Consider the following 16,528-nt stretch of genomic DNA (forward strand, 5'->3'; position numbering starts at 1 on the left):
TTAACAAATAAATAGAATTACAAATGTAAAAGATTTTTCTTTAAACTCTTATTAAGATTAAAGTAATGTCGTAAAAAAAGCATTTTGAAAAAATCAAAATGCTTATAAAAATAAATTGTACTCGTGTTTATAAAGTATCTACATTGTTTAAGTCTGCAAAAGCTTGCTTTAAACGTGTTTTAAAAGTTTCTTCACCTAAACGTAACCATTTTCTAGGGTCATAATGTTTTTTATTAGGTTGGTCTGCACCATCAGGGTTTCCAATTTGAGTTGCTAAATACGCTGCTTTTTCTTGCATATAGTCTCTAATTCCTTCTGTAAATGCAAATTGTAAATCAGTATCAATATTCATTTTAATTACTCCATATCCAATTGCTTCTCTAATTTCTTCTAAAGTAGAACCAGAACCACCATGAAATACAAAGTCTATTGTATTGTGTGGTACATTGTATTTTTTAGAGATATATTCTTGTGAGTTTTTTAGAATTTTTGGAGTCAATTTTACATTTCCTGGTTTATAAACCCCGTGTACATTACCAAAAGCAGCAGCTATAGTAAACTGAGGAGAAATTTTTAATAACTCTTCATAAGCGTAGGCAACTTCTTCTGGTTGCGTATATAGTTTAGAAGCGTCTACATCTGTATTGTCTACTCCATCTTCTTCACCACCAGTAATCCCTAGTTCAATCTCTAAAGTCATACCCATTTTGCTCATTCTAGCTAAGTATTCTTTACAGATTTCAATGTTTTCTTCTATAGATTCTTCAGATAAATCTATCATATGAGAACTATATAAAGGTTTGCCTGTTTCTTCAAAATGTTTTTCAGAAGCGTCTAGCAAACCGTCAATCCATGGTAGTAATTTCTTAGCACAATGATCTGTGTGTAAAATTACAGGAACACCGTAAGCTAAAGACAATTCGTGTACATGTTTTGCTCCTGCAATGGCACCAGCAATTGCAGATTGTTGCCCTTCATTAGATAATCCTTTTCCAGCATTAAATTGTGCACCACTATTAGAAAATTGAATGATTACTGGAGAATTTAAATCTCTAGCAGTTTCTAAAACTCCATTGATTGTATTAGAACCTACAACATTAATAGCAGGTAATGCAAATCCTTTTTCTTTAGCAAGATTAAAAATTGCTTGAACTTCTTTACCTGTTGCAACCCCTGGTTTTATATTATGACTCATATTTATCTGGTTTATCAATTTATAACCAAAAGTACTAAAATAACGACGATTATGCCTATAAAAAAACGAAAACGTTATAGGATTTATGTGAAATTTAGAAAGGGTAGTTAATACCTATGTTTAAAACTGAGTTTGGAAAGTTAAAATTTCTAAGCCATTTACTACCCTCTAAATAAGGTTCATAGGTTTTAAAACCAACATCTAAACGAAGAATAAGAAAACTAAAGTCTAATCTAGCACCAAAACCGCTACCTACCGCAATATCTTGTAAAGAAGATAGATTATTAAAGCGGGCTTCAGAATTTTCAAATTCAGTATTAGATATATCCCAAATGTTACCAGCATCAACAAAAAGAGCTCCTTTTAGTTTTCCAAAAACTGGAAAACGATATTCTGCACTGGTTAAAAATTTTAGACTTCCAATGTTAAATTCTAATCCGCTGTTTGTTCCTCCAGGACCCAGTTCATAAGTTTGCCACGCTCTAATATCATTAGAACCACCTGCAAAATAACTTTTTGTAAAGGGTATGTCTGAATTGTCATAAGGGATAATAGCACCTAAAAAAGTTCTAAAACCCAATACAGAGGTAGCGCCTATATCCCAAAATTGTTTGTATTCTATATCTGTTTTAAAATACTGAGCTAAAGGTATGTTTGCAAAGGTCTTTTTGTTGTTTTCATTTTCTTTATTTGATAAAAGGCCCAAGACGTTACCTGAGTTTGCCACACGAATTCTAAAAAAGGAAAATTTATTGTCTTTAAAATCTGTTTGACTATTATAGGTATAGGTATATGCTAAAGTTGGAATTAAAAAATCTGATGTAATGATGTTGTACCTGTTTAAAATGTTTAAAGCAGTATTGTATTCTTCTGGATTAGATCTTAAAAAATTGGTATTATTGGCAACAATGTTCATAAAACGTAATGCATTACTTACTTGATTTTCTATATTGTCATTTAACGGAGCAAAAGAGGTTCCGTTTACATTATCGTATACTTGAGCAACATTGTCTAAATTTCTAAATTCAGAACCATAAATATTAAAATAACTACTAACATTTAAGTTTTGAATATATTGTGTATTAAAAATTTCTAACTGAATTGTTTTTTTTGAATTAAACTGCCATTTGTAATCAGATAAAAAAGTAAACGTTTGTCTGTCTAATCCTATATTTCTTTGAAAACTAGATCCTAAAGAAAATAGTGTTCTTGGAGACATTCTTTTAGGGACAAGCCTATTTAATCCAAAAGGTGCTAAAAACCTCGGTATTTCTAAAGAGGCATCTGCACCAATTTCCCAACCTGGACCATTGTTTGATGTAAAGTAAGAGCCTAAAAAGGATAATTTTAACAATTCTGCTCCTCTAAATGTATTTCTATTGGTTATAGAAAATTTAGCGGAAGCACCTATTTCTCTTATATTAGAGTGAGTAAGTTCAGTTTCTAAACCCAAAGTATACTTTTCTATAGGAGCTAAAAAAACTTGCATTTTTAATTCATCATCCGTTCCGGGAATTAAGCTGAACTTAATGTTTGTAGATTTGAAATTTTTAAGACCTTTTAAATGATTTCTAGTTAAGTTTCTTAGAGTGTCTTTATAAATTTTATCAGGTTTTAAAAAGATAGACTTAGATAAAAATTTAGGATTGTACTTTACTTTATTATGAGCTATAAAATTTATTCCTTCATAATTTAAAGAGTCTAAAAAGGGTTCACCAATTTTGCTAAAAGCATAATCTGTAAAAACATCTACTTTAGATACTTTATGAACTTTAAAAGGAATATTCTCATACCTACCTGTTTTTTCTACCAATCTATCACCAGATATTAAAAAATCTACATTGGTTTTGTAGTCTAATCTCGTAGAGTCTACATAAAAACCCAAAGCAGATTCAGAAAAATTATAAATTCCGTTATTTCTAAATAGTTTTACAACTCTTGCAGCCTCGTTTCTAAATGTGTTGTCATTATATTGATTGCCTGAAATAAGAAGCGACTCGGAACTTTCATTTTTGTAAATACTATCTAAAACGGCAGATTTTAGGTTAATATTTATAGTATCTAGTAGGGTAGGTTGCCCTGGTGATATGTGGTAAGCTACAGTAGCTTTTTTATTTTTATATTCATTTACAACAGTATCTACCTTAGCTTTAAAAAAACCTTGCGTTTTGTAATAAGCCCAAAGGTTATCTGCTGTTTGTTTAGCTTTTCTTTTATTTATGATTTCTGGTTCAGGATAATCTAAAAACCAATTGTTTACTCCAATAAACCATTTTGAGTATGCAATACTTTGTTTCTCTGAGAAAATGGTTTTTATAAAATTATATGATCTACGATTTTTTAATCCCCATTCAGAAGGTGTTTTTGGTTTGTTGTGGTTTCCTAAATTGTGCATATATAAACCAAAGGGTAAACCTAAAAAACGTGGGTTAGGTTTTTGTAGAATGTAATTTTCTAAATCACCACTTTTATCTTTTACACTATCTACGTATATAAAATTATGTGTTAGCATATGCTCATCTTCAGCCACGTGCTTTGTAGAATTACAAGAAGCCAAAATAAGAAGTGTAAATAAATAAAAAGAAAGTTTTTTCATTAATTTAGCAATGCTGTCAGCCTCAAAAATAGTATTTTTCGGCGGTTTATTTCTAATTAGAATCAATTAATGAATATCTCAAAAAATCAACTTAAATTAATAACAAGTTTATCACAAAAAAAGTATAGACAAAAGCATAAATTATTTATTGCTGAAGGTATAAAAGTTGTGCAAGAATTTTTGAATTCTAAATTTAAATTGGAAATGTTATTTTGTGTAGATTCTGTTTTGTTTGATGTTTCTGAAGAAAAAATGACAGTAATTTCTGAGGTTGAATTAAAAAAAATTAGTACACTAAAAAATCCTAATAAAGTCTTGGCGTTGTTTAAAATTCCAGAAGGACAGGAGTTTGTGAATAAAGGTTTTTGTGTTGCTTTAGACGGTGTAAATGACCCCGGTAATTTAGGAACCATTATTAGATTATGTGATTGGTTTGGTGTTGAAGAGCTCATTTGTTCTAAAGACACTGTAGATTGTTATAACTCTAAAGTGGTACAAGCAAGTATGGGATCTTTGACTAGGATTGCAGTTCGATATTTAGATTTAGAAAATTTTATAAACAATAGCAAATTACCAGCATTTATAGCAGAGATGGATGGTGAAAATGTATATAAAACTACATTGCCAAAAGAGGCTATTTTGTTAATGGGTAATGAAGCGAACGGAGTTTCTGCAAAACTTAAAAACCTTATTGAAAATAGTATATCCATTCCAAGATTTGGAAAAAATCAAGCTACTGAAAGTTTAAATGTTGCTACTGCAACAGCAGTTTTACTAAGTGAATTTAGAAGAAATTAGTAAGTAAATATCTTAATTAACGTGAGTTTGATTTAAAATACAATGCTAAAAAAACTACTGAATTGTCTGGTTTTTAGGAGTGATATAGATAAAAATTGAATTGAAATCAAGTTTTTATAGGCCGAATTCAAGTTAACTGATAAATTACTCAAAAGCAAAACTTAGAAATACACCTCTAGTACCCATGAAATTTATAGGAGCAGTCCATCTACTGTTAGGGTCATCATCATAAACAACTTCATTGTTTATCGCAAAAACACCTCTAATTGACGGTGAAAATTTAAAGAAGTATAGGTAAATGTCAATTCCAATTCCAACTTCATACATAAAATTGTGAGTTTGCATTCTAAATTGTCCTGCAGAATTATCGTCTTGATTATCTTGATTGCTCGATAAATTGTAATCATAAGAAATACCACCTAAGATGTAAGGTCGTATGTTTCTATATCTATCTGTGCTAAATTTTAACAATAAAGGAACATGAAAATAGGTAGAGCTTACATCTCTAGCGCTATCTTGAGGTCTGGTGATTAAGTCGTTATTAAAAATTAACCTTTTAGAATTGGTCATTAAACCAGGTTCAAGACGTAAGTTTAGATTTTTATGCAGGCGCAAATCAGCAATTAAACCTACATTAAAACCCGCTTGAGGCTCAACAGAGATACTAGCATTTGGTACATTAGGGTTGTCTCTCAAACTAAACTTAAAATCATTTTGATTTAAGCCTAAGTAAAATCCGTAATGTACTTTCCTTTTATCAAAAGTTGGTAAATAATCAACATTTTTTCTTTGCGCAAAAAAAGTAGCCGTGGCAAAAAGAAAATAACCTACTATTAAAATTTTATTTTTCATGTTTATTGACGTGCAGTGTAAATTGTAGCAACTCCAAAAGTTACAGGTTTATCATCTGTATTTGTAAACCCATTTTTTTGTAAAATATTGTTAAATGCTTCTCCAAAAGGAAAAGAATTTGCAGATTCTGACAAATAGGAATAAGCAACCTTGTCTTTTGAAAAAAGTTTTCCAATAATAGGTAAAATAAAATTAGTATAAAATTTATAACCTTGTTTAAAAGGAAATTTTGTTGGATTTGAAGTTTCTAAGATAACCAAAACACCTGATGGTTTTAGTACTCTAGCTATTTCACGAATACCTTTGTCTAGGTTGGCAAAATTTCTGACACCAAAGGAAACAGTAATAGCATCAAAGGTGTTGTCTTGAAAAGGCATGTCTTCAGAATCTCCAACAACCATTTCTATCTTTTTAGCTAAATTAGCTTTAGCAATCTTTTGTTTACCTACTTCTAACATTCCTTCAGAAATGTCTAAACCTACAATCCTGTCAGGTTGTAAGTTTGCCATCATCAGCGCTAAATCTCCTGTTCCTGTTGCAATATCTAAAATTTGTTTTGGGTTGTCTTTACCTACAATTTTTACAACTTTTTTACGCCATTTTACATCAATTCCTAAAGAAATAACTCTGTTTAATCCATCATAGTTTTTAGAAATGGTATTAAACATATGTGCCACTTGTTCTTTTTTTCCAAGTTCAGAGTTTTTATAAGGCTTGACGATTTTTGACATATGATATATTTATCCGTTAAGGGCAACTACTTCATTAATTTGGTTAGGAAGCATTTCTTTTAGTAAGTTTTCTATTCCGTTTTTTAACGTTGCAGTAGAAGAAGGGCAACCACTACAAGCTCCCTGTAAAATAACACTAACTATTTTGTTTTTTTCATCATAAGAACGAAAAGCTATATTGCCTCCATCACCAGCTACAGCAGGTTTTATGTATTCGTCTAAAATGTCTACTATCTGTGCAGAAATACCTTCTAATTTTATTTCAGGTTGTGTTTCTTTTGTATCGGATACTTTTTCTGATGCTTCTGGTAGCTCTTCAATAATAATTTTTCCTTCAACAAGGTATTCTCTTATAAAAGATCTTACTTCTGCAAAAACTTCTTTCCATTCTACCATGTCATATTTTGTAATAGAGATATAATTATCAGAGATAAATACTTCTTTTACAAAAGGAAAATTAAAAATAGCTACCGCTAGAGGCGATGATGCATGTGCTTCATCTATGTTTTTATACTCTACGTCAGTCTGAGTTAGAGGTTTATTAGTGCCAAATTTCATTACTGAAGGGTTTGGAGTAGCCTCTGCATAAACTTCTATTGGTTCTTTTTTAGTGGCAACTGTATCCTCATGAACAACAATACCATTATCATTTAAATAACTTTGTAGTTGTTCTTTAATTTCATCTTGTACATCACCCCATTCTACAATATCATAACGTTGTACAGCAATAAAATTTGCAGTTATAAATACCTTTTTGATAAAAGGAAGGTAAAATAATTGTTGTGCTAAAGGAGAGTTTTTAGCTTCATCTATATTTGCATATTCATAACTACCACCATTTATAAGTATTTTACTACTGTTAAATTTAATAATGGTATTGTTGGTAGTTTCTTGAATTGTAATTTTTACATCTTGCATCATTCTAAAAATTAAGTTGCAAAATTACGGCAAAAAAGGGAAACTTACCTCTTTTTAATTTGTTAAATAAATGATGTGTTGTACATAAAAACTATTCAAATTTAGAGCATTAAAGATTAATAGTAATTGTAGCTGTAACAATTCTGTTGTCAGTAATTATATTTGCTCTAGGTTGTGCATTGCCAACATCAATTCCGTTATAAAGGTTGTATGTACTTTCTCTATTGTTATCGCTATATGCAAAATCTAATTTAAACGAACCAAAATTATATCCAGCTCCAAAAGAATAACCCTCTACATCATTAAAATTAAGAACATTAGTACTGGTTAGTGGCGTGTCTATAAAAGGACTTTCTTCAAAGCTATACCCGCCTCTTACACTAAATTTTTGAAGCCTCCATTCTGTACCAATATTGTAAGAATGTGTAGTTTTTAAACGATTTTGAAAAAATTGGTTGTCTTGGGCAAAAAAGTTTCCTGAAAAATTAAGATTATTATAATTTCTAATAATGTAATCTAAACTTAAAAGACCATTTTTACCAAATATAAATGCAGCACTTCCTGTTAATTTACTTGGTGTTCTTAGTCTGTAATTTAATAATTGAAAATTGTTAGACTCTGTAAAAGCATTTTCTTCTTCAGGAAAATAAGTTACTTCCCCAAAATTGGTATCATCATTAGGAATAAAATTGGTTTCTTGAATAACTTCATTGAACCAAGTAGGTGTTTGATAAGAAGCACCAAATCTAAATTGTTTGCTTAATTTGTATATAAAACCAAGGTTAGCAGAAAAGCCAGTGCCTGTAATAAAATTTTCTTGAGACAGCTCAACATCTAACAATCTATTGTCTTGGCTACTATTTAATTCTGTTAACAAAGATTGTTGTGAAAAATTTAAATCATAAAAATTCAAACCTAATCCTACATATATTTTGTTTTGGTAAACAGATGAAAATGCAAAATTTATCTCTGTTAAATCACCGTTTAAGGTAGTTTCAAAAGCTTGTCCATCAGTAAAATTAAAGATTGTTTGTGGGTCATTAGTGTCATTAGGATTTGTCTCAAAAGTAGTAATTGCAGCATTACCTTCGGTTGCAAAACTATCAGAAAAATCTTTTGTAATTCTATAGTTAAAACCTAGCGCAAACTTGCTCCAATCTGAATTAGAGTAGGCACTGTCAAACACTAATACCGCACCAGCATGAGAGAGATTAAAAAAATTATTGCTAAAATTTAATGATCTCCTATCATTAAAACTAGCATCACCATAAAATGTAGCAGTTTCTGTATCTCTAGAGTTAAATGTTCCTGAAAAAGAACTGTTATTAAAAACGGCTATACCAGCAGGATTTATATTCATAACAGAAAGATCGCCTCCTAGAGCTCCAAAAGCACCGCCCATAGCTCTAAATCTTGCAGATCCATTTTGGTCATCTTGAGAGAAAAGAATTCCCAGATCTTTAAACTCAAGTGATTGAGAATAGGATGTTAATGTAACAGCGATAAACATCGCAAGTGATAAAATTTTCTTCATGTTGCTAAAATTGATGTCGTTAAATAATCTAAATTTTATCCTCTTCTTCGAGATGAACTTCTAGAAGATGAACTTCGTGAACTGTTCCTACTAGGAGCGCTTCTTCTAGTAGAAGAACTTCCTGAAGAATTTCTGTAAGACGATCTAGAAGATGTACTTCTTGTAGATGATGGTCTTGTGTTTCTATTGTTATTAGAAGATTTGTTATAACTTCTTCTAGAGTTGTTTGATGAGCTCGCCGTATTGTTATTTCTTGAAGAGGTATTACTTCTAGTGTAGGTTCTTGTATTATTTCTTACGGTATTATTAGCACTTCCATTAGTGTTTCTTCTAACCACAACAACTTGTCTATTACTTCTATTTGTATTATTAATACTTGCACTGTTATTACCTCTTCTAGAAGATGAACTTCTTCTTGTAGGTGTTGTGCTTCTTCGTGTTGTTGTAGAACTTCTTCTAGAAGTAGGGTAAGAACTACGTCTAGATGTGGTAGTACTCCTTCTCTGTGAAGTAGTTGTTGAGCCTCTTCTAGTAGAAGTAGAAGTTCTATTGTTTGTAGAGCTATTTCTTCTAGATGTTACAGATCTGCTTGTTCTATTGGTATTAGCATCTCTTCTGTTGGTTGTGTTATATATTGGTCTTCTGGTATATCTGGAATTTCTGTAAAAATTTGTGTAGTACCTGTTATATAAAAAACGATTGTTGAATCCCCAGCGGCCAGTTATAAATCCGCCTCCGAAACCATAAAAATTATTGTATGGATGCCAATAAGGATTTCCCCAAACACCCCAGCGCCCAAACCTCCATGGGTTACCTCCCCAAGCGATATTATTAAACCCCCAATTGTTAAATCCCCAACCAAATCCTCCATTCCATAACCAAGGATCGTTAAAATAAGGGTTTTGGTTGATGTTTACGACTACATCATTATTGTCATTATAGCCCCATGGTTGGTTAGGAGTATAGTTTATATTGTTGCCATTTTCGTCAACATAAATCGTATCTACAGTGTTGTAATCATCAACATTAGTAAAAATATCAGTATTATTTATTCTTTCTAAGCTATCTAATTTTCTTAAAAAGTAATTTTCTTGGTAATCATTATATTGTTCTTCATTAGCTACAACTACTTTTTCTGTTTGTCTAACCACAGGCGTATCATCATAAATACCATCACTGTAGGAAACATTTTGATACGTTCCGCAAGAGATTAATACAAAATTTACAGCAAGTAACAGTACTATTTGATTTAATCTAGGATTTATATCTACTTGTTTCATATTGATGAGATTTAAAGGATTGTATTTTATTGATAAATTCTTGCTATAAACTCTTATAAATGTACTAATTTTGTACCGTTTTTGTAAATACAAGTATTATTTTTAACAGAACTTTCGCTTAAAAAAGTAACAATATTTGTGCCAAACTATTAAATATGAGTAAACACTTAACAAAAAGAACTGATGACTATTCTAAATGGTATAATGAATTGGTAGTCAGAGCAGACTTAGCAGAAAATTCAGCAGTAAGAGGGTGTATGGTTATTAAACCTTATGGTTTTGCTATTTGGGAGAAAATGCAAGCAGAGTTAGATAGAATGTTTAAAGAAACAGGTCATCAAAATGCTTATTTTCCACTTTTTGTACCCAAAAGTTTATTTGAAGCAGAAGAAAAAAATGCAGAAGGATTCGCCAAAGAATGTGCGGTTGTTACTCATTACAGGCTTCAAAATGATCCTGATAATGAAGGAAAATTACGAGTAGATCCTGAAGCAAAATTAGAAGAAGAATTGGTAGTTAGACCAACATCTGAAGCTATTATCTGGAATACTTATAAAGGTTGGATTCAGTCTTATAGAGATTTACCATTACTTATTAATCAATGGGCAAATGTTGTAAGATGGGAAATGAGAACACGTTTGTTTTTACGTACGGCAGAATTTTTATGGCAAGAAGGGCATACAGCCCACTCAACAAAGGCAGAAGCTGTTATAGAGGCAAAACAAATGCAAGATGTATATGCAGAATTTGCTGAGAATTTTATGGCAATGCCTGTTGTTAAGGGGGTAAAGTCAGATAGTGAGCGTTTTGCTGGCGCAGAAGATACTTATACTATAGAAGCTTTAATGCAAGACGGAAAAGCGCTGCAAGCAGGTACAAGCCATTTTTTAGGGCAAAATTTTGCAGAAGCTTTTGATGTAAAATTTACCTCTAAAGAAGGTAAACAAGAATACGTTTGGGCAACTTCATGGGGAGTGTCTACACGTTTGATAGGAGGATTAATCATGACGCATTCAGATGACAATGGTTTGGTATTACCGCCTAAATTAGCGCCCATACAAGTTGTAATTGTTCCTATTTATAAAGGAGAAGAGCAATTAGAAGCTATTTCTAAGAAAGTTAATGAAATTGTAAAAGAGTTGCGTAAAAAAGGAATTTCTGTAAAATTTGATAATAGAGATACTTTTAGACCTGGAGCAAAATTTGCAGAATATGAATTAAAAGGAGTTCCTGTAAGAATTGCAATAGGAAATCGTGATTTAGAAAATGGAACTTTAGAAATTGCAAGAAGAGATACTTTTGAAAAGCAAACTATAAACCAAGCAGGTGTAAGTGATGTTGTAGAGAAATTGTTAGATGAAATTCAAGAAAATTTATTTCAAAAAGCAATAAATTTTAGAAGCGAAAATACTACAGTTGTAAACGATTTTAAAGAGTTTAAAAAAGCAATTAAAAAAGGAGGTTTTGTATCTGCACATTGGGACGGCACAGAAGAAACAGAAGATAGAATAAAAGAGTATACAAAAGCTACCATTAGATGTATTCCTAATGAGGCTAAAGAAGAGTCAGGAGCTTGTGTTTTAACAGGAAAACCTTCTGTAAAAAGAGTACTTTTTGCTAAAGCTTATTAAAATTTTAAAAAAAAATAAAAAAATATTGCAGAATTTAAAAAACGTTGTATATTTGCATCCGCAATTGAGAGATATTTAATTGTTATGGTCCGTTCGTCTAGGGGTTAGGACGCCAGGTTTTCATCCTGGTAACACGGGTTCGATTCCCGTACGGACTACAAAGTTTTAATTTTAAAGAAACAAAAAAGTAATGGCAAATCATAAGTCAGCATTAAAAAGAATTAGAAGTAACGAAGCAAAAAGGTTACGTAACAAATATCAGCACAAAACAACTCGTAATGCTGTTAGAAACTTACGTACTATAGAAGATAAAAAGGAAGCCGAAGGGAAATTAGGTAGTGTTATTTCTATGTTAGATAAATTAGCTAAAAATAATATTATTCATAAGAATAAAGCAGCTAATTTAAAATCTAAATTAACAAAACACGTAGCTGCTTTATAAAGCAGAATAATATAAAATATAAAAAAAAGCTCTAAATTTATTTAGAGCTTTTTTTTTGTTATAATTTTATTTAAACTTTTTTACCAATCGTAATTTTTATGTGCATCAAGTCTTATAAAAATGAAGAGTAATATTGTAAAACCCCAAAGAGAAGAACCACCATAACTAAAAAAGGGTAGTGGTATTCCTACGGTGGGCAAAAGGCCAATTACCATACCTATGTTTACAATAATATGAAAAAAGAGTATAGATGCTACACTGTAGCCGTAAATTCTTCCAAACTTATTTGTGTGAGTGTCTGCCAAATAAATAATTCTAAAAAGCATTAATATAAAGGTAATAATTACCAAACTGCTTCCTAAAAAACCCCATTCTTCTCCCACAGTACTAAATATATAGTCTGTGTGTTGTTCAGGTACAAAATCTCCTTTTGTAATATCTCCATTTAAAAAACCTTTACCAGAAAATCCTCCAGAACTTATAGTGAGTTCTGATTGATATGAATTATAACCAATCGTTTTTGTGTCGGTTTTAAGGCCTAAAAGGATTTCAAAGCGGTCTCTATGGTGTTGTTTAAAGATGTTGTTGTATGAGAAATTAGTACCAAAAATAAATAAACTCATAACAGCATAAAGACCAAAAATTTTAAGCCAATTAAACCGTAAAAATCTTTTTCCAGATTTATAGGTAATATAAGTAATTATAAGAGTTGTTAAACCTAATAGAATAGCTAAAATTAGTGTAGGACCTAGAAGTATAGAAAAAATAAAAATGAAAATAGCAATAGTACCTATAATAAGGTAATTAAGTGTTAGACCTTCTCTATTTAATACAAAGAAGAATGCTAGGTAAATTAATGCAGAACCTGCATCTGGTTGAAGCGTAATTAATAGAGCTGGTGTAAAGATGATTACAAATGCTTTGATTTGATTTTTTATGAGCTTTAAGTTATATTGTCTGTCACTTAGTAATTTTGCTACAGCTAAGGCTGTAAAAGCTTTAACAAATTCTGATGGTTGTAATCCTAGTACTCCAAAATTATACCAAGATTTAGCTCCGTTTATTTCTTTTCCAAAGACAAATAAACCTATAAGAGATAACAGCGAAATGATATAAAAAAGACTGGCAAATTGTTCGTAAAACTTAGCATTAAAGAAGAGAACTGTAACTATCAACGGAACTGTTAAGAAAATAAAAACGGCTTGTTTTCCGTATTTTGTTGAAAAGTTTAAAAGTTGAAAATCTTCATCTGCTTTTGAAGCCGCGTAAATGTTCATCCAACCAAAGCAAACAAGAATGATAAAAAGAATAATCAATATCCAATCTATACCGACAAAAATATTATTTCGTTCCTGACGCAAATTCTTCTGGTTTTTGATTTAATTTAGCGTAAATATCTTCTAAACTTAAGTTTAACATGTTCTTTTCTCTATATCTATTTTTGTCAGATATCTTTCCGTTCAAATATTTTTCAATCATAAGACTTGTTATAGGTGCTGCAATTGTAGATCCGTAACCTCCATTCTCCACAAAAATAGCCAATGCAATTTTAGGATTTTCCTTGGGTGCAAAAGCAACTAATATGGAGTGGTCTGGAAGTTGTATTTTTTGATCATCTATTATCGCAAAATTTTCTGCAGTTCCTGTTTTTCCACAAATATCAATTCCGTCTACTTGACTCCATTTACCTGTACCTGTTTTAAATACCTGATGCATCGCCTCTATAACAGGTGAAAAATGTTTTGAATCTATAGTCGTTTGTTTTGAAGTAGTGTATTTTGGATTATCTATTGCCCTTTTACTTACTTCTTTTAATATATGTGGGGTGTAAAAAAAACCTTTATTTGCAATAGCAGCTGTAAAATTTGCGAGTTGAATAGGAGTTGTTAAAATTTCTCCTTGCCCAATAGCATTTGATATATTTGTAGAAGCATTCCAAGAATATTTGTACCATTTATCGTAATATTTACCATCAGGTATTAAACCAGGGCTTCCTGCAGGTAAGTCGTATCCTAGATAATTTCCCAACCCAAAACTAGTTACATGCTTATGCCAACTATCTAATCCGGCAGAGGGTTTGTTATCTTTTTCAACTATCCTTTTATAAGTATTAGAAAAATAGCTATTACAAGATCTTGCTATAGCAGTTTTTAACCGAATGGGTTTAGCATAAATACCACAATGACATCCCATAAAAGCATCTTTAGACCTTCCGTATTTGTAACCATTATAGCAAAAGAAATGTGTTTTTTCATTGATAACACCCTCTTGAAGTCCTATGAGAGCATTCATCATTTTAAATGGAGAACCAGGTGGATAAGCAGCTAAAAGGCCTCTATCAAAAGAAGGTTTACTAACGGTGTCATTAAAAAGTAATACAGAGTTTTTAGAACGTTTTCGTCCAACTAACATGTTAGGGTTATAGGAGGGAGCTGTGATTAAGGCTAATATTTCTCCGGTTGCAGGTTCTATTGCTACAATTCCTCCTCTTTTGCCAGACATTAATTTTTGACCATAGCGTTGTAAATCTATATCAAGCGTTAGCGTAAGGTCTTTTCCATTTTCTGGTAATGTGTCAAAAACACCATTTTTATAACTACCGGTTACTTTGTTAAGATTGTTTCGTTGTAAGTACTTTTTACCTTTTTCACCTCTTAAGAAACTTTCATATTGGCGTTCAATGCCATCTTTGCCTATCAATTCTCCAGCTTCGTAATAGTTGCTCTTTATAGCTAGAGCTTCGCTAACTTCTCCAATGTAACCCAAAACATTAGCCGCAGCATTAAATGGGTATTCTCTTATAATTCTTTTTTGAATATAGAAGCCTTGGTATTTATGAAGTTTTTCTTGTAAATAAGCAAAGTCTTCTTTTGCCAATTGTTTTAAAAAAACAGAAGGTAGGTAAGAAGCATATTTTTTTGCTTTATCAAGTCTTTTTAAGAAGCTTTTTTTATCAATCTTTAAAAGATTACAAAACTCTAAAGTATCTATAGATTTTACTTGGTTGGGTTGCACCATAACGTCATAAGAAAGTTCATTGGCAACTAAGAGTTTTCTGTTTCTATCGTAAATATATCCTCTTTCTGGGTAATCATATTCAATTTTTACAGCAGAATTTCGTATTGGGTCATAATTTGAGCCTTTTACAATTTGCAATTGAAAGAGTCTTCCAATAAAAACAACACCCACCAGTGTAATTAAAAAGTAAAGTATAAAACTTCTTTGCATTATTATTTTTTGGTAAAAATATAAGTTCCTAAGAAAAATAATATCAGTGTAAAAATACTTGAGTAAAGTGTATTTAGTAAAACTACTGATATATTTTGAAAACTAAAATTAATAAAAGAAAAATAGATAAGATGATGTATAATTGTTAAAGTTGTTACATAGTTAAAAACTTTACCAAAAGCTTCTGATTTTAAATTGAAAAAAGGATAATCTGCAACTACTTTTCTAAAATATAAGCGAACAAAAAATAATCTTACATAAGCAATTACAATAATTGAAAAGGCATGAATTCCACCTGAGTCCGAAAAAAAATCAACAGAAACTCCCAGTAAAAAACTATAAAATAGAAAAGGGATTCTATTTTCTTTTAGAGGGTATAAAAAAACAAACGCAATGTATAAATATGGGTTTATATACCCTAGAAACAAGATGTTATTCAGAATAAATACTTGTAGCAAGAGCAATGAGAAGAATAATATTGGAAGGTTTAAAGGTTTATTCATCCTGAAGCGCTTCTAAAGATTTAATTTCTACTTTATCTAAATTTTTAATTACGTACACATAGCCTAAGTTACTCATATCATTAAATAAAGTAACATCAACTTTATTGTCTGCTGTATTTCCTTTATTAATTTTAGAAACAACACCAATTAAAATTCCCTCAGGAAAAATAGTTGACATTCCACCAGTTTCAATTGTATCTCCAATTTTAAGAGGTGCTTGCCTAGGAATATCAGAGAGTTGCACAATATTATAATGAATTCCATCCCAACCTAAAGAACCAAAGTAATTGCTGTTTTTTAAGCGCGCATTTATTTTACTGTTTCTATTTAGAATAGATTGTACTGTGGAATACCCATTTGATGGACTATCAGTAATACCAATAACTCCTTTACTATTTACAACAGCCATTTCTTTAAAAACACCATCATTTTGACCTTTGTTAATGGTTAGAAAATTAAAGTTTTTACTGTAACTATTTTTGATAACTTTAGCTGTTGTGTAAGTGTATTTTTGATGGTATTTTATAGAATCTGTAACTGTAGAATCACTATCGATAACTGCAAAACTCTTTTTTTCTAAAAGATTTTTTAATCGTGTATTTTCTTCTGCGAGGATTTTATTTTCTGATTTTAAGTTCCAGTATTCAGAAATACTTGAAGCTTGTGAATACAAACCACCAGTAACAAAGTTTGCTGAGTTTACAAATTTACTTTTGTGGTAATTTAAATTATTAAACGTAAAAGTAAGGGCAATGAATCCTAACAATAAGAAAAACAGAAAATACTTAAACTTCTGAAAAAAATAGATAATCTGTTGCAT

At 30.8% G+C, this 16,528-nt stretch carries 13 protein-coding genes and 1 tRNA gene; 4 read left to right on the forward strand and 10 right to left on the reverse strand.

Going from position 1 to position 16,528, the window contains the following annotated elements; all coding sequences use genetic code 11:
- Nucleotides 1-127: 127 nt before the first annotated feature.
- Together fbaA and DUT90_RS03455 are read right to left on the reverse strand one after the other, a co-directional pair.
- A complete protein-coding gene (gene fbaA, locus DUT90_RS03450; RefSeq protein ID WP_114425403.1) occupies nt 128-1,195 on the reverse strand; it encodes a class II fructose-bisphosphate aldolase in 1,068 nt (355 codons plus the stop codon).
- A 94-nt stretch (nt 1,196-1,289) separates the two neighbouring features.
- A complete protein-coding gene (locus DUT90_RS03455) occupies nt 1,290-3,791 on the reverse strand; it encodes a BamA/TamA family outer membrane protein (protein ID WP_114425405.1) in 2,502 nt (833 codons plus the stop codon).
- A gap of 69 nt (nt 3,792-3,860) precedes the next feature.
- Here DUT90_RS03455 and DUT90_RS03460 point away from each other — a divergent pair, with 69 nt between their 5' ends.
- Complete coding sequence (locus DUT90_RS03460; RefSeq protein WP_114425407.1) at nt 3,861-4,589, forward strand: RNA methyltransferase; 729 nt, start codon at nt 3,861-3,863, stop codon at nt 4,587-4,589.
- Between the two features lie 144 nt (nt 4,590-4,733).
- On the opposite strand, the gene DUT90_RS03465 is transcribed toward DUT90_RS03460, so the two are convergent.
- The 5 genes from DUT90_RS03465 to DUT90_RS03485 form a co-directional block, all read right to left on the reverse strand.
- On the reverse strand, nt 4,734-5,441 hold the full coding sequence (locus DUT90_RS03465; protein WP_114425409.1) for a porin family protein: 708 nt from the start codon (nt 5,439-5,441) through the stop codon (nt 4,734-4,736).
- A 2-nt stretch (nt 5,442-5,443) separates the two neighbouring features.
- The gene (gene ubiE, locus DUT90_RS03470; protein ID WP_114425411.1) at nt 5,444-6,172 is read right to left on the reverse strand and encodes a bifunctional demethylmenaquinone methyltransferase/2-methoxy-6-polyprenyl-1,4-benzoquinol methylase UbiE; all 729 of its coding nucleotides are present in this window, start codon (nt 6,170-6,172) and stop codon (nt 5,444-5,446) included.
- A 9-nt stretch (nt 6,173-6,181) separates the two neighbouring features.
- A complete protein-coding gene (locus DUT90_RS03475; RefSeq protein WP_114425642.1) occupies nt 6,182-7,090 on the reverse strand; it encodes a NifU family protein in 909 nt (302 codons plus the stop codon).
- Between the two features lie 109 nt (nt 7,091-7,199).
- Nucleotides 7,200-8,624: an OmpP1/FadL family transporter gene (locus DUT90_RS03480; RefSeq protein WP_114425413.1), complete on the reverse strand. Its 1,425-nt coding sequence runs from the start codon at nt 8,622-8,624 to the stop codon at nt 7,200-7,202.
- 35 nt (nt 8,625-8,659) lie between these two features.
- A complete protein-coding gene (locus DUT90_RS03485; RefSeq protein ID WP_114425415.1) occupies nt 8,660-9,904 on the reverse strand; it encodes a hypothetical protein in 1,245 nt (414 codons plus the stop codon).
- Between the two features lie 155 nt (nt 9,905-10,059).
- Here DUT90_RS03485 and proS point away from each other — a divergent pair, with 155 nt between their 5' ends.
- The 3 genes from proS (at nt 10,060) to rpsT (ending at nt 11,977) form a co-directional block, all read left to right on the forward strand.
- Nucleotides 10,060-11,535, forward strand: coding sequence for a proline--tRNA ligase (gene proS, locus DUT90_RS03490; RefSeq protein ID WP_114425417.1), 1,476 nt, complete (start codon nt 10,060-10,062; stop codon nt 11,533-11,535).
- A gap of 86 nt (nt 11,536-11,621) precedes the next feature.
- Nucleotides 11,622-11,693 (forward strand) — tRNA-Glu (locus DUT90_RS03495).
- Between the two features lie 32 nt (nt 11,694-11,725).
- Nucleotides 11,726-11,977, forward strand: a complete 252-nt coding sequence (gene rpsT / locus DUT90_RS03500; RefSeq protein ID WP_114425418.1) for a 30S ribosomal protein S20 — start codon at nt 11,726-11,728, stop codon at nt 11,975-11,977.
- Between the two features lie 80 nt (nt 11,978-12,057).
- Here rpsT and rodA read toward each other — a convergent pair whose 3' ends face one another.
- The 3 genes from rodA to mreC all read right to left on the reverse strand — a co-directional run bounded on the left by rodA (nt 12,058) and on the right by mreC (nt 16,528).
- Nucleotides 12,058-13,338, reverse strand: a complete 1,281-nt coding sequence (gene rodA / locus DUT90_RS03505) for a rod shape-determining protein RodA (RefSeq protein WP_114425420.1) — start codon at nt 13,336-13,338, stop codon at nt 12,058-12,060.
- Nucleotides 13,319-15,205, reverse strand: a complete 1,887-nt coding sequence (gene mrdA / locus DUT90_RS03510; protein ID WP_114425422.1) for a penicillin-binding protein 2 — start codon at nt 15,203-15,205, stop codon at nt 13,319-13,321. Before mrdA ends, rodA begins: the two co-directional genes overlap by 20 nt.
- A 495-nt stretch (nt 15,206-15,700) precedes the next feature.
- Entirely contained in the window at nt 15,701-16,528 is an 828-nt protein-coding gene (mreC, locus tag DUT90_RS03520; protein WP_114425425.1) for a rod shape-determining protein MreC, read from the reverse strand.

Origin of the sequence: Polaribacter sp. WD7 (assembly GCF_003335085.1) — a bacterium.
In the GTDB taxonomy this organism is placed as follows: domain Bacteria; phylum Bacteroidota; class Bacteroidia; order Flavobacteriales; family Flavobacteriaceae; genus Polaribacter.